18 protein-coding genes are annotated in these 19991 nt (G+C 58.9%); 11 read left to right on the top strand and 7 right to left on the bottom strand.

All coding sequences use genetic code 11. The features are described 5' to 3' along the window. Positions 1 to 80 precede the first annotated feature (80 nt). The 3 genes from HXW73_RS10620 to HXW73_RS10610 form a co-directional block, all read right to left on the bottom strand. Positions 81 to 923, bottom strand: coding sequence for a carbohydrate ABC transporter permease (locus tag HXW73_RS10620; protein WP_186253086.1), 843 nt, complete (start codon positions 921 to 923; stop codon positions 81 to 83). Further along, positions 920 to 1813 carry a carbohydrate ABC transporter permease gene (locus HXW73_RS10615; protein ID WP_186253085.1) on the bottom strand — a complete coding sequence of 298 codons (894 nt, stop codon included), beginning with the start codon at positions 1811 to 1813 and terminating at the stop codon, positions 920 to 922. The genes HXW73_RS10620 and HXW73_RS10615 overlap by 4 nt, the downstream gene beginning before the upstream one ends. 74 nt (positions 1814 to 1887) lie before the next feature. Beyond that, positions 1888 to 3249, bottom strand: a complete 1362-nt coding sequence (locus HXW73_RS10610; protein ID WP_186253084.1) for an ABC transporter substrate-binding protein — start codon at positions 3247 to 3249, stop codon at positions 1888 to 1890. A gap of 464 nt (positions 3250 to 3713) precedes the next feature. On the opposite strand from HXW73_RS10610, the gene HXW73_RS10605 reads away from it, so the two are divergent. After that, positions 3714 to 4796, top strand: a complete 1083-nt coding sequence (locus HXW73_RS10605; RefSeq protein WP_186253083.1) for an ABC transporter ATP-binding protein — start codon at positions 3714 to 3716, stop codon at positions 4794 to 4796. A 3-nt stretch (positions 4797 to 4799) separates the two neighbouring features. Then, entirely contained in the window at positions 4800 to 6317 is a 1518-nt protein-coding gene (xylB, locus tag HXW73_RS10600; protein WP_222104999.1) for a xylulokinase, read from the top strand. 62 nt (positions 6318 to 6379) lie between these two features. Here xylB and HXW73_RS10595 read toward each other — a convergent pair whose 3' ends face one another. From HXW73_RS10595 to edd, 4 genes are read right to left on the bottom strand one after another with little or no spacing between them, the layout of a single operon-like run. Next, positions 6380 to 7342, bottom strand: coding sequence for a carbohydrate kinase family protein (locus HXW73_RS10595; protein WP_186253082.1), 963 nt, complete (start codon positions 7340 to 7342; stop codon positions 6380 to 6382). A gap of 42 nt (positions 7343 to 7384) precedes the next feature. After that, on the bottom strand, positions 7385 to 8254 hold the full coding sequence (locus HXW73_RS10590) for an aldo/keto reductase (protein WP_186253081.1): 870 nt from the start codon (positions 8252 to 8254) through the stop codon (positions 7385 to 7387). 22 nt (positions 8255 to 8276) lie between these two features. Continuing rightward, positions 8277 to 9242: a glucokinase gene (glk, locus tag HXW73_RS10585; protein ID WP_186253080.1), complete on the bottom strand. Its 966-nt coding sequence runs from the start codon at positions 9240 to 9242 to the stop codon at positions 8277 to 8279. Beyond that, positions 9242 to 11131 (bottom strand): phosphogluconate dehydratase, encoded by a 1890-nt coding sequence (gene edd / locus HXW73_RS10580; protein ID WP_186253079.1) that lies wholly within the window; start codon positions 11129 to 11131, stop codon positions 9242 to 9244. Before edd ends, glk begins: the two co-directional genes overlap by 1 nt. 270 nt (positions 11132 to 11401) lie before the next feature. Between edd and cobT the strand changes: the two genes are divergently transcribed. The 9 genes from cobT to HXW73_RS10535 all read left to right on the top strand — a co-directional run bounded on the left by cobT (position 11402) and on the right by HXW73_RS10535 (position 19978). Further along, entirely contained in the window at positions 11402 to 12466 is a 1065-nt protein-coding gene (cobT, locus tag HXW73_RS10575; RefSeq protein WP_186253078.1) for a nicotinate-nucleotide--dimethylbenzimidazole phosphoribosyltransferase, read from the top strand. Beyond that, the gene (gene cbiB / locus HXW73_RS10570) at positions 12463 to 13464 is read left to right on the top strand and encodes an adenosylcobinamide-phosphate synthase CbiB (RefSeq protein WP_186253077.1); all 1002 of its coding nucleotides are present in this window, start codon (positions 12463 to 12465) and stop codon (positions 13462 to 13464) included. Before cobT ends, cbiB begins: the two co-directional genes overlap by 4 nt. A 22-nt stretch (positions 13465 to 13486) precedes the next feature. Beyond that, the gene (cobD, locus tag HXW73_RS10565; protein ID WP_186253076.1) at positions 13487 to 14602 is read left to right on the top strand and encodes a threonine-phosphate decarboxylase CobD; all 1116 of its coding nucleotides are present in this window, start codon (positions 13487 to 13489) and stop codon (positions 14600 to 14602) included. Further along, positions 14599 to 15135: a bifunctional adenosylcobinamide kinase/adenosylcobinamide-phosphate guanylyltransferase gene (locus HXW73_RS10560; RefSeq protein ID WP_186253075.1), complete on the top strand. Its 537-nt coding sequence runs from the start codon at positions 14599 to 14601 to the stop codon at positions 15133 to 15135. The genes cobD and HXW73_RS10560 overlap by 4 nt, the downstream gene beginning before the upstream one ends. 11 nt (positions 15136 to 15146) lie before the next feature. After that, positions 15147 to 15917: an adenosylcobinamide-GDP ribazoletransferase gene (gene cobS, locus HXW73_RS10555; protein WP_186253074.1), complete on the top strand. Its 771-nt coding sequence runs from the start codon at positions 15147 to 15149 to the stop codon at positions 15915 to 15917. Then, the gene (locus HXW73_RS10550; RefSeq protein ID WP_186253073.1) at positions 15854 to 16507 is read left to right on the top strand and encodes a histidine phosphatase family protein; all 654 of its coding nucleotides are present in this window, start codon (positions 15854 to 15856) and stop codon (positions 16505 to 16507) included. The genes cobS and HXW73_RS10550 overlap by 64 nt, the downstream gene beginning before the upstream one ends. Next, complete coding sequence (locus HXW73_RS10545) at positions 16459 to 16884, top strand: bifunctional adenosylcobinamide kinase/adenosylcobinamide-phosphate guanylyltransferase (protein ID WP_186253072.1); 426 nt, start codon at positions 16459 to 16461, stop codon at positions 16882 to 16884. The genes HXW73_RS10550 and HXW73_RS10545 overlap by 49 nt, the downstream gene beginning before the upstream one ends. A gap of 170 nt (positions 16885 to 17054) precedes the next feature. Beyond that, positions 17055 to 19172 (top strand): type VI secretion system Vgr family protein, encoded by a 2118-nt coding sequence (locus tag HXW73_RS10540; protein WP_186253071.1) that lies wholly within the window; start codon positions 17055 to 17057, stop codon positions 19170 to 19172. Beyond that, a complete protein-coding gene (locus HXW73_RS10535) occupies positions 19172 to 19978 on the top strand; it encodes a DUF4123 domain-containing protein (protein WP_186253070.1) in 807 nt (268 codons plus the stop codon). Before HXW73_RS10540 ends, HXW73_RS10535 begins: the two co-directional genes overlap by 1 nt. Positions 19979 to 19991 lie beyond the last annotated feature (13 nt).

Below are 19991 nucleotides of genomic sequence, written 5' to 3'. Positions count from 1 at the left end.
ACCCTTAATCCAAACAAAAAAGCCCACCTCTTTTTGAAGCAGAGGTAGGCGATAATGGCTAGCAAGCCGTGATTAAAACGTTACCCTTTAACCGCTCCGGCGGTCATACCCGTCACGATGTAGCGGTTGGCGAGCAGCGCAAAAATAATCACCGGCAGTACGATCAAGCTGGCGTACGCGGCAATGACGCCGTACTGCGCGCCTGCTTCAACGCCGCCCATAAAGCGGGTAATACCCACTGTCAGCGGTTGAGCGTCGCTGCCTGCCAGGAAGAGCGCAAACAGGTACTCGTTCCAGGACATGATAAAAATCAGAATGGCGAGCGCATTCAAGCCTGGGCGAACCACGGGGAGCGAAATGCTCCAGAAGAGCTTCCAGGGGCCGCAGCCATCAACGATAGCGGCTTCTTCCATCTCTTTGGGCACGTTTTCGAAAAAGCCCACCATCATCCACACGGCGAAGGGAATATGAATCGCCAAATGGGCAAACAGCAGCCCTGTGCGCGAGCCGGATAACCCAAGATCGACAAAAATCAGGAACAGCGGCAAGGCCAGCACCACGTGTGGCAAAAAGCGCATCGCCAGGACAGCAAACGACAGGGCACCACGTATTCTAGGCCGTAGCTTGTTCAGCCCATACGCCATGGGTACGCAGACAGCAACGGAAATAATCACCGACGCCACGGCGATAATCACACTATTGCGGAAATAGAACCAGAAATCCCCGGTATTAAAGGCGACGTTGAAGTTCTCCAGGGTAAAATCCCGTAGCGTTAACAGTGCCAGCGGTGATCGGAACATGGCAGTTTCATTGAAAGCTGCCGCGAGCAGAATAACCGGCGGCAGCAGTGAAATAATCAGCCAAACCGTTAACCCAAAATACTGGCCAGCGAGCTTTACATTCGCTTTGCTACGATCGTTCATGCGCTGGCCTCCTTATTGACCTTGTAAACCTTGATGTACAACCAGGCCACGACCGCCATGATCATGAACATGGTGAAGGCAATGGTGTTGGCCATGCCCATATCCTGGTTGGCGATGCCACGGTTGTAGGCCAGGATGCTCATTACCGTTGTCGAACGGCCCGGGCCCCCGCCGGTCATGGTGTACACCATGTCAAATTCACGGAAAGCACTGGTCATGATGATGATGGAAACAAACAGGATGTGGGCGCGAATCATTGGAAGCACCACATACCAGAGGGTCTGGAACGCTCCCGCACCGTCGACCTTGGCGGCTTCATACATATCATCGGGAATCGTCGTCAAGGCGGCGTAGAGCACCAGAATCGCCATGGGTGTCAAGTGCCAGGCATTGGTCAGCGCCGTGGCAAACAGGGCCGTTGAGCTATCGGTTAACCAGTAAGGTCCCGTCATGCCAAAAAAGCCCAGGATCTGGTTAATCACGCCAAAATCGGGTTCCCACATGAAAAGCCGCCAGGTAATCCCCACAATGACCGGGGTCATGACGAACGGCAGCAGAAAAAGCGCCATCCAGCCAGCTTTAAAGCGAATGCGTTTACCGCTCAGCATAAAGGCTACAAGCAAGCCGACCAGCAAACAGCCCAGCGTATTGGCCAGGGTAAATAGCGCCGTCACCTTGACGGAGTTGATAAACAGCGGGTCTGACCAGGCACGAATGTAGTTATCAATACCCACAAACCACTGGTTATCAAAATCGTATAGAAGCACATCATGTAAGCTAAACCGCGCCGCAATGCCCAGTGGAAATGCCACTATCAGCAGCATGGCGATCAAGCCGGGCAGTACAAAATACCAGCCACGCGTGTAGCGATTTAAAAAATTATTTTGCATAGCGCACACCTCGCCAGAGCGCGAAATCAAAAGCGATGGCGGCTAAGCTACTGGCTTGGCCGCCATCAACATAGTTAGCGTTCTAGGTAGCCGGCACGCTGGAAAGTGCGGGTCATATTATCCACCCAGCGATCCTGGGCCTGTTCAGGGGTCAGGTCACCGCTGAGAACGTCCGTGGCGAAATCGACGGTACCTTGCCACATAACGGTGCCGTACTCAGGAATACCCTGACGGACGAAGACATGCTCAAGGGTTTGCTCATAAGCAGGCAGGAAGTCGTCGTAATGGGGCTCTAAGTCGCGAAGTTCTTCGCTATTGAAGTGGGCGACGCGTGAAAATTGCTTGGTGCGTTTACCCCATTCGATTTCGTTATCCTGCAGCATCCACTTCAGAAACTTGAACGCTTCTTCGGAATTTTCAGTATCCATGACGAACACCCCGCCACCGCCGAGGAAGGGGACGCCCTGGGGGTAATCCTTCAGATTGCCTTCAAAGGCGGGGAGCGGTTGATAGCCCACGTTACCGGCGGCTTCGCCTTGAGGATCTTCAACCGTGGAAAGCCCCTGAGGCCACATGGTGGCCATGGCTAGACGGCCATCACGGAAATAGCTTAGCCCTTCAAGAAAATCCCAGTTACGGGCAGCGCGGGGCGCCACGTCATTGGCGAGGTCGACAAACAGGTTAGCGGCATCAACCAGAATGGGGTGGTCTAAATCCGGTTGGTAATTTTCATCCCAGCCTTCAAGGCCTGTTGAGTAGAGCATGACGATAAAGCTGCGTGCCAAGCCGCTACCCGCACCGAGTGCATCTGTCCAGCCGTAAAGGTCCTCTTCCAGGGTTTCACCGGCCACTGTTTCACCCGCTTCACGCGTGAAAAACTCGCCCACTTCGTAAAGTTCTTGCCAGGTGCTCGGTACTTCCAGTGCCCGCCCGTATTCTTCTTCAAAGGCAGCCTGCTCATCCGGGTGAGAGAAAAAGTCTTCGCGGACGATCAGCATCGGAGCGGCAGGCGTAGTGGGTAGGGCAATGATTTCACCCGGCCGTGCGCTGTTTTCCATGTGTGATTCGCGAATCCTTTCCGGGTAGGCGTCGACATTAAAATCATACTTTTCGATGTAGGGCGACAAATCAACCACATGGTCTTTGAAGCTGCCGAACCAGCCCGGGCTGTGATAGCCCATATCCCAGCGCCCGGTGCCGCCAATCGCTTCTATGGACATGCGGTCGCGCAATTGATCGGGGGGTAAGATTTCACCAACCACCTTGACGCCGGTCTGACGTTCGTACTCGGGGGCGAAGTAATTGATAACCGCATCGGCTTCTTCACCCGGGTGAAGTGCCCAATGGAGGGTGACGTCTTCAGCCATCGCGATGGTGCTGCCGGAGGCCATTGCAAGCCCCAACCCGGTAGCGGTGAGTAAGCGTGTTGTTTTCATGTGTGGATCTCCCAACGCTCTTTGTTGTTGTGCGTTTTATGCTTGAAGGTAAAGTTTCGTCGCCACTAGCGTGAATCGCTAGTATTTGGCTGCTTAACGTCCAAACGATAATGTCGCACCTTATGTAGTAGGGCCGATCTACCGGCCGAGGTCCAAGATAGAGGATTTGCAGAATCGTGTCACCTAGCGTAATTAGTAACTCTAGGTGGCCGATGAAAGATGATCGAGCAGGCCTGTTGGTGCATCGGTATGCGCCTGTTTAAATGGCCTTAAATCCATTCAAAAACAGTAGGTTGGCTTTATTTTGGGGTCGCCGATTAAGTGCGGGAAAACGATGAAATTAGTGCCCTGTTTTATCGTTGAATGGGCGTTACCCTGGACTAATGTCTAACGTTAAAAAGTGAGTTTGTGTCGCTTTTTGCCACTTTAATACGCTTATTAGACCAAAGAAGGATATAACAACGATGGCTAACATTACGCTTGAAAATGTTCAAAAACGCTTCGGTGAAGACAGCGTTATTCACGGCATTGATATGGAAATCAATGATGGCGAATTCGTTATTCTGGTGGGCCCCTCGGGCTGCGGGAAGTCAACGCTGTTGAGGATGATCGCCGGGCTAGAGTCGATCAGCGACGGTAATGTCAAAATCGGCGGTAAGGTGGTCAACGACATGCCGCCCAAAGCACGCGATATCGCGATGGTATTTCAAAGTTATGCCCTCTACCCGCATATGACGGTGGCGGACAACATGGCGTTTTCTTTGAAACTTTCGGGCGTTGCGAAAAACGTGATAAACGAGAAAGTAAACGCGGCGGCAGCCATTCTCAACTTGGAGCCGCTACTTAAGCGCTTCCCTCGCGAGCTTTCCGGCGGGCAGCGCCAGCGGGTCGCGATGGGGCGGGCGATTGTGCGCGACCCGCAAGTGTTCCTGTTTGATGAGCCGCTGTCGAACCTGGATGCCAAGCTGCGGGTTTCCATGCGTACCGAGATTAAAGAGCTGCATCAGCGGCTTGAGACCACTATCGTCTATGTGACCCATGACCAGATCGAAGCCATGACCATGGCCGACCGGATTGTGGTGTTGCACCAAGGCTATGTGCAGCAAATGGGCACGCCGCTGGAGTTATACGACCATCCGGCGAACCTGTTCGTGGCCAGCTTCATTGGGTCGCCGGGGATGAACTTGATCCGTGGTCAGATCGCCGAAGAAGGGCAGTTCAATGTGCGTGGCGGCGGGCACTTGCCGCTGGGGGATATTGATATTTCAAAATCTTCGGGCGAGGCCGTCTACGGTATTCGCCCTGAGGACATTACCCTGACCGAGGAAGGGGTTCCTGTCGACGTCGTCACGGTAGAGCCTACCGGTGCCGAAATCCATGTGGTGGCAAAGCTGGGCGATCAACACATCACAATTGTCTTTCGTGAGCGTCACGCCATCAAACCCGGCGACACCATCCAGTTGGCCTTCAATCTGGATAAAAACCACTTGTTCGACGAAGAAAGTGGCGAGCGTATCGCGTGGCATGCCTCTACGCAGGCGGCTTGATGTATGGCGTCAGAAACGGTGTCAGAGACGGTTTCAAGAGCGGTTTCAAAAACAATGAAAGCAGCGGTCTATCTAGGCCTGGATATTGGCACGTCAGCGGTAAAGGGAGTGCTGGTTAACCAAGACCAGCACTGCCTTGCCAGTGCCAGTCACGCCTACAGCGTAGAGCATCCGCACCCGGGCTGGGCAGAACAGCCGCCTCATCTTTGGTGGCAAGCCGTTGAGTCAGTCGTGGCCCAGCTAAGGGAGTCGGACCCCGAGGCGATGTCCAACGTGGCGGGTATTGGGCTGTCAGGGCAAATGCATGGATTGGTGGTACAGAATGCAGATGGAGACACCCTACGCCCAGCCATTCTGTGGAACGACAGCCGCGCCAGTGAACAGTGCGCGAAGCTTGAAGCGCAGCTTCCGTCGCTGGCGAAAATTACCAGTGTTGAACCGATGCCGGCGTTCTGGGCGGCGAAACTGTTATGGCTTGCCGAGCACGAGCCGGAAACGCTGGCCAGTGCCCGTCACTTCCTTTTGCCCAAGGATTATGTGCGTTGGTGCATGAGTGGTAAGCGGATTACCGACATGTGTGATGCTGCCGGTACCCAACTGCTGGATCAGGCTCACCGTGAGTGGAGCCAAGCGGTGCTGGCCGCATGCGGTATTCAGGCGCGTCAGCTGCCCCGCCTGGCGGAGGGCAACACCGCCGAGGCGCGACTATTGCCCGAGGTGGCCGCGCGCTGGGGTATTGCCAACAGCGTCTCTATCGCCGCGGGTGCAGGTGATATTGCAGCAGGGGCTTTGGGGATTGGCGCCATTAATGAGGGTGATGCGTTTTTTACCCTTGGCACCTCCAGCCAGTTGTTTGTGGCGACGACCGGATACCGTCCTGCACCACAAAATGCCTTGCACGCTTTTGCTCATGCGCTGCCTGGGCGATGGTTTCAGATGGCCGCCATGCTCAATGGGGCAAGCGTACTTGCCTGGGCAGCAGCGTTGATGAACGTCTCCATTGACGATGCATTGGCCGCTGCTGAGCGCGAGACGGGGACTTCATCGCTGCTTTTCCTGCCTTACTTGAACGGCGAACGAACCCCTCATAACAACCCGGATGCCCGCGGCGTGCTGTTTGGTTTACACCCGGCGAGTGGCGTTGGTGAAGTGATTCAGGCCGTGTTGGAAGGCGTGGGGTTTTCACTGCGGGAAGCGCGAGATGTGATCGAGCAGGCCGGTACGCCGATTCAGCGCCTGGCGGTTATTGGCGGGGGTAGCCGAAGTGATTACTGGCTGCAGCTGCTGGCCGATATACTGGAGCGCCCCATTGTGCGCTATCAGGACAGCGAGTCAGGCCCCGCCTTTGGCGCGGCACGCTTGGCCCGCATGGCGGTCACGGGCGAGGCGCCTGACGCGGTTTGCCAGCCGCCCACTATCGAAAGCGTCTTTGAGCCCAACCCGGCCAACCGCCAACATGCCAGCAACTTCGAGCGTTATAAGCGTCTATACCGCGCTGTAGCACCTGAGTTCGATCATTAACTGACCGTTATAAAACAAAGCGCCACCCGAACGGGTGGCGTTTTATATAACGTCTTTGCCGCTCAACCGGCGCGCAACGCTTCGATATCGGCGTGGGTGGGCAGCGCTGAATAAGCCCCGGGGCGCGTCACGGCGTGAGCGCCGCAGCGGCAGGCAAGGTCCACCGCACGGGTGAGGAAGTCAATATCCTGGTGCCAGCCTTCCTCGATGCCATGCTGTGACAGCTCGGCCAGCAGCCCGCCGATAAACGCGTCCCCACCGGCGGTGGTGTCCACGGCGTCAACCTTGGGGGGCGCGATGGTCTGATCGAGACCCGCGCCCTTGAGCGCCACGCTATTGGGGCCGTCGGTCACCAGCATGACTTTCACACCCGCGGCAAGGCGTTCTGCTATCCAGGCCTCTTGCGGGTGGTCACCGCGCAGATAATCAAGTTCGTCGAGCGATACCTTGACCAGCTCGGCGCTATCCAACAGTTGCGTCACCAATCCCATATCCGCTTCGCCTTCTGGCCAGAGGTTGTGGCGCAGGTTGGCATCAACGCTAATCAGGCAGCCTGTGCGTTTCGCCATGGACGCCATGGCCAGGGTCACGTCGGCGATTTCCGGGTCGGTGAGGCTATTACTGCAGAAATGAAGAATTGCAGGGTTCTCGAAAATGCCCTGGGGAAGGTGTTCAAGACGGTAGAGCAGGTCGGCGGCCGGCGGACGGTAGAAGTCGAAGGTGCGCTCGCCCTGACTATCCCGGGAAACAAACGCCAGTGCCGTACGTGCTTCTTGGGTGAGTATCACACCTTGTGTATCAACACCGTGGTGTTGCATTTCGCGGATTAAAAAATGTCCGAAGGTATCGTCGCCGACCATGCCCAGAAACTGGCTGGGCACGCCGAGCCGTGCGCAGGCAACCGCCACATTGGCGGGGGCGCCGCCTGCGTAGGGCGTGAAGGTTTCGGTACCCGCATTGTCGTTGCCCAGGCGGCTGGAAAGCATATCCACCAGAGCTTCACCAAATGCAATTATCGGCGTCATTATCGGTTCCTTGTCATTATTGGTCAGATGGGGAGACTTGAACTACGCAACGCAATGGCCCCGGGCGGCTTCGAGTAGCGCATACCAGGCTTCCCTGGGGAGCGACTCCGGGCCTTTCAGCATGTCGGTAATACGTTCAGGCTTCACGCTACCCACCACGGGGGCAGGGCGGTTAGGCAGGCTGCGCAGCCAGGCAAGTGCCATGGCACCCGGGGTGCTGTCGTGTTCGTTCGCCAGTCGCTTGAGTGTATGGGCTATCTCGCCCTGCATCAGCCTACCGCCTGCCAACGGTGACCAGGCCATCGGTGCATGGCTATCGGCACACAGGTCGTCGAAGCTGCCGTCAAACAGCGGCGCGCTGTGGGCAATGGATAGCTCGATTTGATTGGCGCGCAAAGGGTGGTGCATGGCGTTTTGCAACCTGCGCCACTGGCTGGCCAGGTGGTTGGAAACGCCTGCCGCGCCAATTTTGCCTGCTTCGATGGCCTCGTCCAGAGCGCGACCGGTTGCTTCGGCGTCCATTAACAGGTCGGGGCGGTGAATCAGAAAGTGATCGATCCGCTCGACACTCAAGCGGTTCAGCGCGTCGTCGATCGCCCGGTTCAGGTATGCCGGGCTGGCGTTATAGTGCTTCACCTTGCCCGAGCCCGGGGACGGGTTATCGTTGGCGATACTGGCTTTCGTCACCACGCTAAGCCGATTGGCAAGCGCGGGGCGCGCACGCAGCGCCTGACCAAACAGCGTCTCACCGGCACCGTTGCCGTAGATGTCGGCGTGATCAAACCAATGCAGGCCCTGCTCTAGGCGCGCCTCTATCCAGTCGGCCAAGTGGTTTGGCTGGTGCATCTCGGCGGTTTCATGGAGACGCATCATGCCAAGGACAAAGGGCACGTCGAAGGTTGGCACGGGCATAGAAAGGTTCCTGTTGGTTGGCTTAAAACACTTCTTCGTTGTGCAGAGCCTCAGCGGCACCCAGCAGCCCCGTCCACGGATGGGTTACCACCCAAACGGGGATGTCGGCGTTATAGGCGCCCATACGGCCCTTGTTAACGAAGCTGTCGCGCAGCTGGCTTTTCGGCAGCCAGTCAAGCAGGCGTGGCAAGATCCCGCCGCATAGGTAAACGCCACCTCTGGCGCCCATGGTCAGCGTGGCATCACCGCACACATCGCCGAGGATTTTCAGAAACCGCAACAGCGTGGCAGTGGCGATGGGGTCGCCTTCGTTGGCCGCCTGGGTCACCTCTGCAGGGGAGGTGCAGCGCGGCGCCTGGTCATCGAGCGCGCAGTGGGCCTGATAAAGCTCGAGTAATCCCTGGCCGCACAGAATGCGCTCGACGCTAACACGTTGGTGGCGCTGTAGAAACACGTCGAGCAGCGCGCGCTCAGTGGCGTCGGTGGGCGCAAAGGTGACGTGGCCGCCCTCGGTCGGCAGCGGTATCCAGGCGTGCTGGCCGGGGAAAACACCGGCCACGCCAAGCCCCGTGCCAGGGCCAATCACCAGGCGGGTGGAGTGTGCCTGGCCGTCACCAGCCTGAACCTCGACGAGGTCATCGGCGGTCACGTGGGGCACGCCCAGCGCCTGAGCGGTAAAGTCGTTGATGATTTTGAACAGCGAGAGGTTCAGCATGTCGCGAACATCGCTTTTCATGAAGTCCCAGTGGTTATTGGTCATGTTCACCCGCTCGGCATGAACCGGGCAGGCAAACGCCAGGCAGGCCTCGCGAGGGGCGTTGTCATCGGTCGCCCCTACACGGGTCAGATAGTCCTGAATCGCCTCAATAACGCCTGGGTAGTCCGCGCAAGGGAGATTGATAATATCGTGCGGGGTAATGTCGCCTGGCGTCACCAGCGCCAGGCGAGCATTGGTCCCGCCGATATCGCCGATTAAGGCGGGTCGCATCAGGCGTCCTCTTCGAAGATCTGGCCTTGCTGGCGGGCGAGGTCGTCGGCTTCGAAGCCGCCAAACACACCCGCGCCTTCCTCGCCGCGCATGGCCAGATGGCGGAAGCCTGAAAACAGCTCACGGCCCAGGCCGACGTGGTAGTGGTCGAGGTTGGCAACCGTAATCTCGCGATCTGCCCAGGTGGCAGGCGCGACTTTGGCTTCCAGGGTGCCTGCATTGGCATCCAGGCGCACGATGTCGCCATCGCGGAGTTTCGCCAGCGGGCCACCATCCAGCGCTTCGGGGCTCATGTGGATAGAGGCGGGCACCTTGCCTGATGCGCCCGACATGCGGCCGTCAGTCACCAGCGCCACTTTATAGCCGCGGTCCTGAAGCACGCCCAGGAACGGCGTCAGCTTGTGCAGTTCCGGCATGCCGTTGGCTTTGGGGCCCTGGAAGCGCACGACAACGATCACGTCGCGGTCCAGGTCGCCGGACTCGAAGGCCGCTTTCATCTCGTTCTGGTCTTCGAAAATCTTCACCGGGGCTTCGACAATGCGATGCTCCTCGGCCACCGCGGAGACTTTGATCACACCGCGGCCCAGGTTGCCTTTCATTACCGTCAGGCCGCCGGTGGGCGCGAAGGGAGATGAAACCGGGCGTATAACCTCTTCGTCGAGACTTTTTTCAGGACCTTCGTGCCAGACGACTTTACCGTCTTCCAGGAAGGGCTCCTGGGTGTAGGCGGTCAGGTCGGTGCCGAAGACGGTGGGAATGTCACCGTGGAGCAGACCAGCGCCCAGCAGCTCGCGGAACAGGTAGCTCATGCCGCCTGCTGCCTGGAAGTGGTTGATGTCCGCCTGGCCATTGGGGTACACCTTCATCAGGCTGGGTGTTATCGCGGAAAGATCGGTGAAGTCATCCCAGTTAAGGGTAATGCCCGCAGCGGCGGCCATCGCAATCAGGTGCAGCGTGTGGTTGGTCGAACCGCCTGAGGCGAGAAGCCCAACGACGGCATTGACGATGGCGCGCTCGTCGATCTGCTTGTAGAACGGGCGATAGTCACCGCCAGGCTCGGTGTTGCGAATCGCCTGCTCGGTGGCGTAGCGGGTCAAGGCTTCGCGCATCTCGGTGCCAGGGTTGACGAAGGAGGTGCCCGGCAGGTGCAGGCCCATCACTTCCATCATCAACTGGTTGGAGTTGGCCGTACCGTAGAAGGTGCAGGTACCCGGGCTGTGGTATGACTCGGATTCCGCCTCCAGCAGCGCATCGCGGCCCACCTTGCCCTCGGCATACAGCTGACGAATACGGGCCTTTTCCTTGTTGGGCAGGCCGCTGGGCATGGGGCCAGCTGGCACAAACATCGCAGGTAGGTGGCCGAAGCGTGCAGCGCTGATAAACAGCCCAGGGATAATCTTGTCGCACACGCCCAGGTAGAGCGCAGCGTCAAACATGTTATGGGAAAGTCCGACGGCGGCGGCCATGGCAATCACATCGCGGGAAAACAGCGACAGCTCCATCCCCGGCTGGCCCTGGGTCACGCCATCGCACATGGCCGGTACGCCGCCGGCAAACTGGGCGGTTGATCCCATCGCGCTGGCAGCGGCTTTGATAGTGGCCGGGAAAGTTTCAAACGGCTGGTGGGCCGACAGCATGTCGTTGTAGGCCGAAATGATCCCCAAGTTGGCGCTGTTCATCAGCTTGAGGGAGTCTTTGTCCTGCGGGTTGCAGGCAGCAAAGCCGTGGGCCAGGTTACCGCAGGAGAGCTCGCCGCGATGCACGCCGCGTTTGTGCTGGTCGGCCATGCGACTCTCGTAGAGCTCGCGACGCTCGGCGGAACGGTCACGAATGCGCTGGGTGACCTCGGCAACGGTGGGATTTAAAGGGGCGTGTGTTGAGCTCGGCATAAAAACCTCTGCATGGTAGAGACGGTGAGTCAAACCTGTAGTTATTTTACATTTTTTGGCGGCGATACGAGAGACTTTACGGCAATAAAATCACTATTTGTAGTTTTATTACCCTAATGGATGACAACTATCGCTCTGAACAATCGGGGCTAAAGCATGATTGATGACCATCGTGGCCGTTGCCCGTTTGCCAGGCGTAAACCGTAAGTATAGCAGGCCTGCATTTGCTACCATTCCCCCTTCCTTTATGTTGAACGCTTTGGAGCCACCATGCCCCCTGATGTTGCCCCGTCGATTATCGAGCGTATCGCGCCGGTAGACGCTTGCGCAGGTGAACGTACTCGCGCTTATCTTGATACGCTCACCAAGCCGCCGGGCAGCCTTGGCCAGCTAGAGATGCTTGCGATTCAGCTAAGCCGCATTACCGGTGAGCTCATGCCCAGGGTAACGCCTCCTAGCGTGCTGGTGTTTGCCGCCGACCATGGCGTGGCGGCAGAAGGCGTGTCGGCGTTTCCCCAGGCGGTGACCGCCCAGATGGTGGCCAACTTCGCAAGCGGAGGCGCTGCCATCAATGTATTTGCCCGGCAGATTGGCGCCGATGTCGAGATCGTGGATGTGGGCGTTGCGTCTACATTAACCATGCCTGGCGTGACCCACGCCAAGGTGCGTCATGGTACGGCGAATATGGCACTCGACAACGCCATGCATTGTGCGGAAGCCCTGGCAGCGATTGAAGTAGGCACTGCAGCGGTGGAGCGGGCTCGGCAGTCAGGCGCTAAGTGTCTCATCGTCGGCGAAATGGGTATTGCCAATACCACCGCCAGTAGCGCCATGCTGGCGGTATTGACCGGCACACCAGTGGCCCAGGTGGTGGGTACTGGCACCGGTATCGATAGTGCTCAGCAAGCGCATAAGGTGGCGGTTATCGAGCGCGCCATTCAGGCACGCCAGGCCGACCCCGATGATCCTTTAGACGTGCTTGCGAAAGTCGGCGGACTGGAAATCGCTGGCATGGTCGGCGCTTATCTAGGCGCAGCGGCGCATCGGTTGCCCGCTATTGTCGATGGCTTTATCGCCACGGTGGCAGCGCTTGTGGCGTGTCGCCTATGCCCGGCGGTGCGGGGGTATCTGGTGTTTGGCCATCGTTCAGAAGAGCCCGGCCATGCCACGGCTCTGGAAGCACTCGATGCCCAACCGCTGCTGGCGCTTGGCATGCGGCTGGGTGAAGGCAGTGGCGCGGCGCTGGCATTCCCGCTGCTCCAGGCGGCCGCCGGGATGCTCAACGAGATGGCCACCTTCGCCGATGCGGGTGTTAGCGATAAAAGCACCCAATGATGCCGTTCAGCGATTATTTGCCAGCCATTCTGGTTTGGGTGACCGTGGCGATTGTGATTGACCTGATCGTCGGCGATCCGCGTTCGCTGCCACACCCGGTGGTGGTGATCGGCCGTGGCATCAGTGCGCTGGAAAAACGCTGGAACCAGGGCACTGCCAAGCGTCGATGGCGGTTGGGGTTTTTACTCACTGCCGTTATCGTGCTGGGGACCTTTAGCGTTTCGTGGCTGGTGCTGGCACTGTTAACCGCGCTGCACCCATGGCTTGGGGTTGCCGCCGAGATATGGCTGTTAGCCACCACGCTTGCGATTAAAGGGTTGGCCGAAGCAGGGCGCGCTATTGCTGTTCCGCTTGCCAAAGGCGATTTGCCTGCAGCCCGGCAAGCGCTGGGCATGATTGTGGGGCGCGATACCCAGGGCCTGGATGAAGCCGAGATCACCCGCGGGGCGGTGGAAACCGTGGCGGAAAATACCGTCGATGGCATTACCGCACCGCTGTTTTTTGCCCTGATCGGCGGTGCCCCCCTGGCGCTTGCGTACAAGGCGGTGAATACACTGGATTCAATGGTCGGTTACCGCAACGCGCGCTATAACGATTTTGGCTACGCCTCGGCCAAGCTGGATGATGTGGCCAACTGGCTGCCGGCACGCTTGACGGCCTTGTGTCTGTGGTTTGCGGGGCTGCTGTTACGCGTTTCGGGTATTTTACAGTTGCGCTGGCGGGGCGCATTACGTGATACCTGTCGCGAAGCGCCGCGCCACCCCAGCCCCAACGCCGGTTGGCCGGAAGCCATGGTGGCACGTTTGCTCGGTGTACAGCTGGGCGGCACTAATTTTTATCACGGTGAGGCATCGCACCGTGCGACACTGGGCGAGCCGCTGGAGGCGCTGCGGGTTGCCCATATCGACGCAACGATTCGCTTGATGCACGGCGGCTGGGTGCTATTTATGGTGCTGTCAGCTGTCTTGATCGTTGGGTGGAGTTTATTGTGGGGTTGAGTGTGATGCTTCCGAGGCTTGTATGAGTACACCTGAATGGCCCAGCCACGGTGGCCAGTCCGAGGCGCTATTAGCGCACTTCGGCTTGCCGTTAGGGCATCGCCTTTACGATTTTAGCGCCAATCTGAATCCCTTGGGGCCACCCGCCTGGGTGCGCGACTGTTTAACGCAACAGCTGGCTGGCCTTGAGCACTACCCGGTGCCGGATTACTCCGCTGCCCGCCACGCCATCGCCAGCCATCACCAACTTCAGCCTGAACAGGTACTGCTGACGAACGGCGGCGCGGAGGCGATTTTTATTGCAGCCGCGCTACATGCATGGCGGCGGGCGGCGATTATAACGCCAAGCTTTGGCGAGTATGCCCGCGCTTGTGGCGCCCACCGGCTCTCAGTCAGTGAGATCGCACTGCCCGCGCCGCACTTTACGCTGGATATTGATTCGCTGTTGGCAGGGCTCATCGATATCGATGTGCTGTTTCTGTGTCGTCCCAATAACCCCACAGCAACGCTTATCGATACCTCGACCATGGAGACATTGCTGGATGTCACGGCTTGGACGGGCTGCCGGGTGGTGGTGGATGAGGCCTTTGTGGACATGGTCGGCGAAACGCATGACACGGTGTCGCTGGTACCGCTGCTGGATCGCTACCCGCATCTGATTCTGCTGCGTTCAATGACCAAGTTTTATACCCTGCCAGGGCTACGGTTAGGCTACATGCTGGCGGACACGGCCACGATTCAAGCGGCACAGAGCCACCAGCCGCCCTGGAGCGTTAATCACTTGGCGGCTGAACTGGTGGCGCCGCTGCTGGCAGATGACGCCTTTACCCGGCGCACCCAGCGTTGGTTGGCCAGCGAGCGGCCAGGTATGAGCCAAGCGCTTAGCGAGTTGGGGTTGGACGTTGTGCCCAGCCAGGCCTGCTTTTTCCTTATCCGCCCTGGCGCCGAGCAGCGCGCCGTAGGCCTCTCCAGCGATGTGTTATTTGAGCGGCTGCTACACCAAGGTATATTGGTGCGCCATACCCACAATTTTGTCGGGCTCGATGGCGCTTGGCTCCGTGTAGCGCTGCGCGACAAGCCTGACAATCAGCGGTTTTTGAATGTATTGAAAAAGGTACTGCATGAAGGCACTGCATGATTGTCTTCGTTAGCGGCGGGGCGCGTTCCGGCAAAAGCGACATCGCCGAGCAGCGGGTGCTTGACGCGGCGGCCCGTTCACCCTGTTACTATTTGGCCACCGCAGACGTGTACGACGACGAGATGGCTGCGCGCGTTGCTCGCCATCGGCAATCCAGGGGCGCGCAGTGGCTGACGTTGGAAGCGCCGCTGGCCATTGATCAAGCGATTGCCAACGTGCCAGAAGGCGGTGCCGTGCTGCTGGATTGCCTGACCCTCTGGGCCAGTCAGGTGCTGTATGCCAGTGAGCTTGGCGAGGACGAGGGTCTGGCGCTATTGGCCAATACCCTTGCTGATACCCGAGCACGCAACGTGCATCTAGTGATTGTCTCTAACGATATCAACGAAACGCTACCGCCCATTGATGCCGAAACCTGGCGCTACCTTGAATTTCTTCAGCGTGCCCACCGCTGGCTAGCGGCAGAGGCGGACTCGGTGCTGGAAGTGGTCGCGGGCTGTGCCATCGAATGGAAAAACGACGGGAAGGTTCTGTGAAAGAAGGTGCTGTGAAAAACGTTCTGTTCGGTCTCTTGCTCGCGCTACAGTTTTTGACCCGAATCCCGATTCCTGTCGCTTGCCCCTGGACGCCTCAAACCCGCCGCTGGGCGGTGCGCGCCTACCCGCTGGTCGGCCTGTTGATCGGTGGTGCCCTGGCGCTGCTAGCGCTGGGTATGCATAACGTCCCCACGCCGATTACCGCGCTGGCGCTGCTTAGCCTTTGGGTCGCGCTTTCCGGTGGGCTGCACCTGGATGGCGTCATGGATATCGCCGATGCGCTGGGCAGCAATCAGCCGCTGACGCGCCGCTGGGAGATCATGAAAGACCCGCAAATCGGCAGTTTCGGCATGTTGGCGCTGGTGTTTCTGCTTGCCTGGAAGGGCGTGCTGCTGTGGGCATTGCTCACCTATCAAGCACCGCTCTGGTGGCTGCTGGTGGTGCCCGCGCTCGGGCGCTGGGCGGGTGTGGCCTTGCTGGCGCTGACCCCCTGCGCCCAGCCGAAGGGCCTGGCCTGGAGCTGGCAGCAGTCGCTTAGCGGCCAGGATGTGGCGCTGGCGCTGGTACCGATCGCGGTGATAGCCCTGCTGGCACCCACACTACTGGTGATGCTGCTTGCGGCAATCGTTTTTGTGGGGCTTATGCGCTGGCTTATGCTGCGCCTGTTTAATGGCATCAACGGCGACATGGTCGGTGCCACCATCGAAGGAGGAGAGCTTTGGCTGCTGATCTTAGTGTGGAGTTGGTGGCAGTTCGCCACGGCATCACCGCCTGGAATCTAGAGCGCCGTTATCAGGGCCAGCGCGATATTGCGCTGCTGTTTCCTGAGGCTGAAGAGGGATTGCTTGCCCTGCGCGACGCAATGGTGGATGAGCGTTTTGATGCCATTTATTCAAGCGACTTGAACCGCTGCCAACAGACGCTTGAGTGGATTCAGGCAGCGAAAGAGGGCGAGCCGGTTGCGCTTGAGCCGCGTCTGCGCGAACTCGATTTTGGCGAGTACGAAGGCAAGGTCTACGACGAGCTAAAAGACTTGCCCCATTACCGCGCCTGGATCGACAGCGTCGGCGAGCTGCAGATCCCCGGCGGCGAATCGGCAGCTCAACTGCGGGCGCGTCTGGAAGCCTGGCTGCATGATGTGGCCGTCAATGCTCGACAGGGCGGCCACGGTAAAATCCTGGCCGTTACCCACGGCGGTGTGATTCGTGAGCTGCGCCGCCGTTTTGAAACCATTCACTTCTGGGATGGCTCAGTGAGCCAGGCCCAAGGTCGGCGCTGGACGCTCACTTATCATACCGATGCGAATGGCAAAGGAGATTGGCAATGCAGCTCTTCATCGGCGGTGCCTGCGCTGGTAAACGCGACGCCGTAACGGCTCGCTTTCCCGACGCCGTATGGTGTCGGCTCGCACCGGGTCAACGGCTGGCTGAGTGCCAGCAAGCGCTGGTTGCCGACACCCCGCTGGTGATAACCGGCGTGCTCGAGTGGCTCGATGCCGCTTTAGCAAAAGCGGAAAACGATGCCCTGCGCCAACAGTGGCAGGGCGATATGACACGGCTCTGCCAGCGTGCTGACGAGCTAAAGGTGCCGCTGATCATTATTGCCAATGAAGCCGGCCGGGGTATTGTGCCCATGCAACCCGAACAGCGCCGCCTGCGCGACCTCAATGGCTGGTTCACCCAAGACGCCACCGCCCAAGCCGAGCAGGTGTGGTACGTGCGGCATGGGTTGGTGCAGTTGATCAAGTAGTTATCCCGGCTTTTAGCGTGATATTTCGGGCGAATTCTTGCCTGTCTTGTAAGCTATTTCTTACACGGTGTAAGAGATCTCTGTGACGTGCCCTGCAAGGGTTGCGCTTCGCTTCCGGCTCGCTATTCTGACCGTTTTCATTAGCGATTGATGGTCCAGGGAGCGGCATTATGTCGGAAAGGACGGGGGCGAACAAAACAGGCCTGCAATTCACCCTAGCGCTACCGGGGGTGGATGATATCGCGGTGATCGACTTCACCCATCGCGAAGCGCTCTCCCAGCCTTTCGAGCTGGCGCTCAACCTGGCCAGCCGTGACGGCAGTCTGGATGCCGCCGAGCTCCTGGATCGTGAGGCTTCATTGACGATCTGGCTGGACGGCGAACCGCTGCGCCGCGTGCACGGCATTGTCACCGAATTTGGCCGGGGCGACCGCGGTCATCGACGTACCTTCTACTCCCTGGTACTGCGCCCAGCACTCTGGCGGCTTTCGCTGCGCCACAACTCGCGTATTTTCCAGAAAGTCGACCCGCTGACCATCATCAATACCCTCTGCGATGAGCGGGGCATTCGCGACGTGGCCTTTGCGGTCACCCGCGAGCTTCCCGAGCGTGAGTACTGCGTTCAGTACCGCGAGACAGACCTCGCCTTTATTGAGCGCCTGGCCGCCGAAGAGGGGCTGTTTTACTTCCATGACTTTGAGGACAGTGACGCAGGTGCCCACCGGCTGGTGTTTGCCGACGACCCGCAGGTACTGACCCATCTCGGCGAGCGTACGTACCACAGCCGCGCCGGTGGCACCGCACCCACACGTCATGTGCGTAAACTCAGCCACACCGCCCGGGTGGCGAGTTCCTCCGCCACGCTGAAAGACTACAGCTTTAAAAATCCCGCCTACGCGCAGCTCCACGACCACTTGGGCCGTGATGTGGAAGGCCATGGACAGCAGGGCGTCGTTGATAAAGGGTACGAACACTACGACTACCCCGGCCGCTACAAGCAGGACGCTTCCGGCGAGCCCTTTACCCGCATCCGCCTGGAACAGCTACGCCGCGAGGCGATCACCGCCAGTGCCGAAAGCGATCTCCCCGAACTCGCCCCCGGCCTGCGCTTTAGCCTGACAGATCACGATACCGATAGCCTCAACCGCGACTGGCAGGCCATCAGTGTTCTTCACCACGGCGAGCAGCCCCAGGCGCTGGAAGAAGATGGCATCACGCAGAACGATGCCAACGGGATGACACGCTACCACAACCAGGTCACATTGATCCCCGGCGACGCCCCCTGGCGGGCCACCCCCAATCCCAAACCCCGCGTCGACGGCCCCCAGGTCGCCTTTGTGGTCGGCCCGGAAGGCGAAGAAATCCACTGCGACAAGCACGGCCGGGTCAAGGTCCAGTTCCCCTGGGATCGATATGCAGAACCAGGCGACACGGCAAGCTGTTGGGTGCGGGTTGCCCAGGGCTGGGCAGGTGGCGGCTACGGCAGCATCGCTGTCCCCCGGATCGGCCATGAGGTCATTTTGTCGTTCCTAGAGGGTGACCCCGACCAGCCGCTAATCACCGGGCGCACCTACCACGCCGTGAATACCGCTCCCTATCCATTACCGGAGCACAAAACCCGCACAGTGCTGCGTACCCAAAGCCACAAGGCCGACGGCTTTAACGAACTGCGCTTCGAAGACCAAGCCGGCGAAGAGCAAATCTGGCTCCACGCCCAGAAAGACCTGGAGCTGCTCACGCTTAACGACCGTATTGAAGAGACCCGCAACGACAGCTTTTTGAAGGTCAATAACGACCGCATCAGCGAGATCGACAACGACGATCACCACACGGTCCATGGCAATCGTTTTGAGCACACTGAAGGCCAGCAACACTTCAATGTGGATGGCACGCTGCATATCAACGCGGGCCAGGCGTGGCTAAGCGAAAGCGGCCGCGAGCTGCATATCAAATCAGGCCATAAAGTGGTGTTTGAGGCGGGTGACGAATTAACCCTGAACGCTGGCGGCAGCTTTCTCAAGCTGGACGGTAGCGGCATTACCATCGTTGGCCCCAAGGTGAGTGTCAACGCAGGCGGCAGCCCTGGCAGCGGCAGCGGACAAGCGGTGGAAGGGCCGCTGCTGCCTGGGCATGCGGTGGCGGAGGGGCATGAAGCCATACCGCCCGTCACCCATGAGGCGCTGCTGGAAGCGTCAGCACAGGAGGCTAGCATCGTCCAGCTATGCCAAAAGCAGACCGATGGCAGTTGCCCACTGTCTGACTGTCCATGCCGGGGTAGGGCAAGTTAATGCGTTATGCAGCGAATCTCCCGGAGCAAAGAGAGCGGCGCTACTGGTTGATAGAGACAGCCAGTCTTCCTGAAGGTGAGGTATTGCGCCGTTTCTACGGCATAGTGAGCGAACCCAAGTTCCGCTGGCTTTACGACGGCACGGCCTATCACGCCGTGCGAGAAAGCGGCCCTGTGCTGTTGGATATCACACACAATGCCAACGTGTGGCAGCAATGCAGTGCAGACTGGATGCCGTATGCCGCATCGGTGGTTATCGATACGCCTGCCTCTCTGGAAGACCTGCAGCAGCGCCTGGCCGCCTGCCTGACCATTGACACGCCTGGCAACGGGATGGGGTTACTGCGCTTTCACGAGCCTGTCGTCTTGCACCTCTTGCTGGGTGAGGAACAACTCGACCAGGCAGACCGCCTTGCCCTGATGGGGGAGGACACCTGCTGGTCGTGGCCGCTTTGCCTGAATCATGAAAACATCGTCCATGAACACTATTTCTCGGCGGGCGGTAACAGCCTGCCAGGCGGTAAGCCACTAAGATTGGCGCCGGAGACTCAGCAGCGACTGCAAGGTTTGAGTCAGTTTTCCCGGCTGATGCCCTTACTGGGCGACGCCATCCATCGTTTCGATCTGCTGCAAAAAGAAGACGATTGCATCACCTCCCTATGGCGGGCGCTGGAGCACTACTGGCACGACACCTGGCAACTCAATCTGTCACGCAAGCAAGCGGTGGAAAACGCGCAAGGCAAACTGAAAACGAGTGACGCATTTGAACACTTCATCGAGTCCCTTTCTCTCGATGCAATGACATGACAAAGGACACGGG

It is taken from the genome of Halomonas sp. SH5A2 (assembly GCF_014263395.1).
In the GTDB taxonomy this organism is placed as follows: domain Bacteria; phylum Pseudomonadota; class Gammaproteobacteria; order Pseudomonadales; family Halomonadaceae; genus Vreelandella.
The sequence above is the reverse complement of the archived record's forward strand: the minus strand, read 5'-3'. Positions and strand labels throughout refer to the sequence as shown.

Coding starts and splice junctions, on each gene's coding strand:
- HXW73_RS10615 (WP_186253085.1), bottom strand. CDS start 1,813: ATGCAAAATAATTTTTTAAATCGCTACACGCGTGGCTGGTATTTTGTA.
- HXW73_RS10535 (WP_186253070.1), top strand. CDS start 19,172: ATGCGTTATGCAGCGAATCTCCCGGAGCAAAGAGAGCGGCGCTACTGG.
- cbiB (WP_186253077.1), top strand. CDS start 12,463: ATGATGCCGTTCAGCGATTATTTGCCAGCCATTCTGGTTTGGGTGACC.
- edd (WP_186253079.1), bottom strand. CDS start 11,131: ATGCCGAGCTCAACACACGCCCCTTTAAATCCCACCGTTGCCGAGGTC.
- cobD (WP_186253076.1), top strand. CDS start 13,487: ATGAGTACACCTGAATGGCCCAGCCACGGTGGCCAGTCCGAGGCGCTA.
- HXW73_RS10620 (WP_186253086.1), bottom strand. CDS start 923: ATGAACGATCGTAGCAAAGCGAATGTAAAGCTCGCTGGCCAGTATTTT.
- cobT (WP_186253078.1), top strand. CDS start 11,402: ATGCCCCCTGATGTTGCCCCGTCGATTATCGAGCGTATCGCGCCGGTA.
- HXW73_RS10560 (WP_186253075.1), top strand. CDS start 14,599: ATGATTGTCTTCGTTAGCGGCGGGGCGCGTTCCGGCAAAAGCGACATC.
- HXW73_RS10595 (WP_186253082.1), bottom strand. CDS start 7,342: ATGACGCCGATAATTGCATTTGGTGAAGCTCTGGTGGATATGCTTTCC.
- HXW73_RS10590 (WP_186253081.1), bottom strand. CDS start 8,254: ATGCCCGTGCCAACCTTCGACGTGCCCTTTGTCCTTGGCATGATGCGT.
- glk (WP_186253080.1), bottom strand. CDS start 9,242: ATGCGACCCGCCTTAATCGGCGATATCGGCGGGACCAATGCTCGCCTG.
- xylB (WP_222104999.1), top strand. CDS start 4,800: ATGGCGTCAGAAACGGTGTCAGAGACGGTTTCAAGAGCGGTTTCAAAA.
- HXW73_RS10540 (WP_186253071.1), top strand. CDS start 17,055: ATGTCGGAAAGGACGGGGGCGAACAAAACAGGCCTGCAATTCACCCTA.
- HXW73_RS10610 (WP_186253084.1), bottom strand. CDS start 3,249: ATGAAAACAACACGCTTACTCACCGCTACCGGGTTGGGGCTTGCAATG.
- HXW73_RS10605 (WP_186253083.1), top strand. CDS start 3,714: ATGGCTAACATTACGCTTGAAAATGTTCAAAAACGCTTCGGTGAAGAC.
- HXW73_RS10545 (WP_186253072.1), top strand. CDS start 16,459: ATGCAGCTCTTCATCGGCGGTGCCTGCGCTGGTAAACGCGACGCCGTA.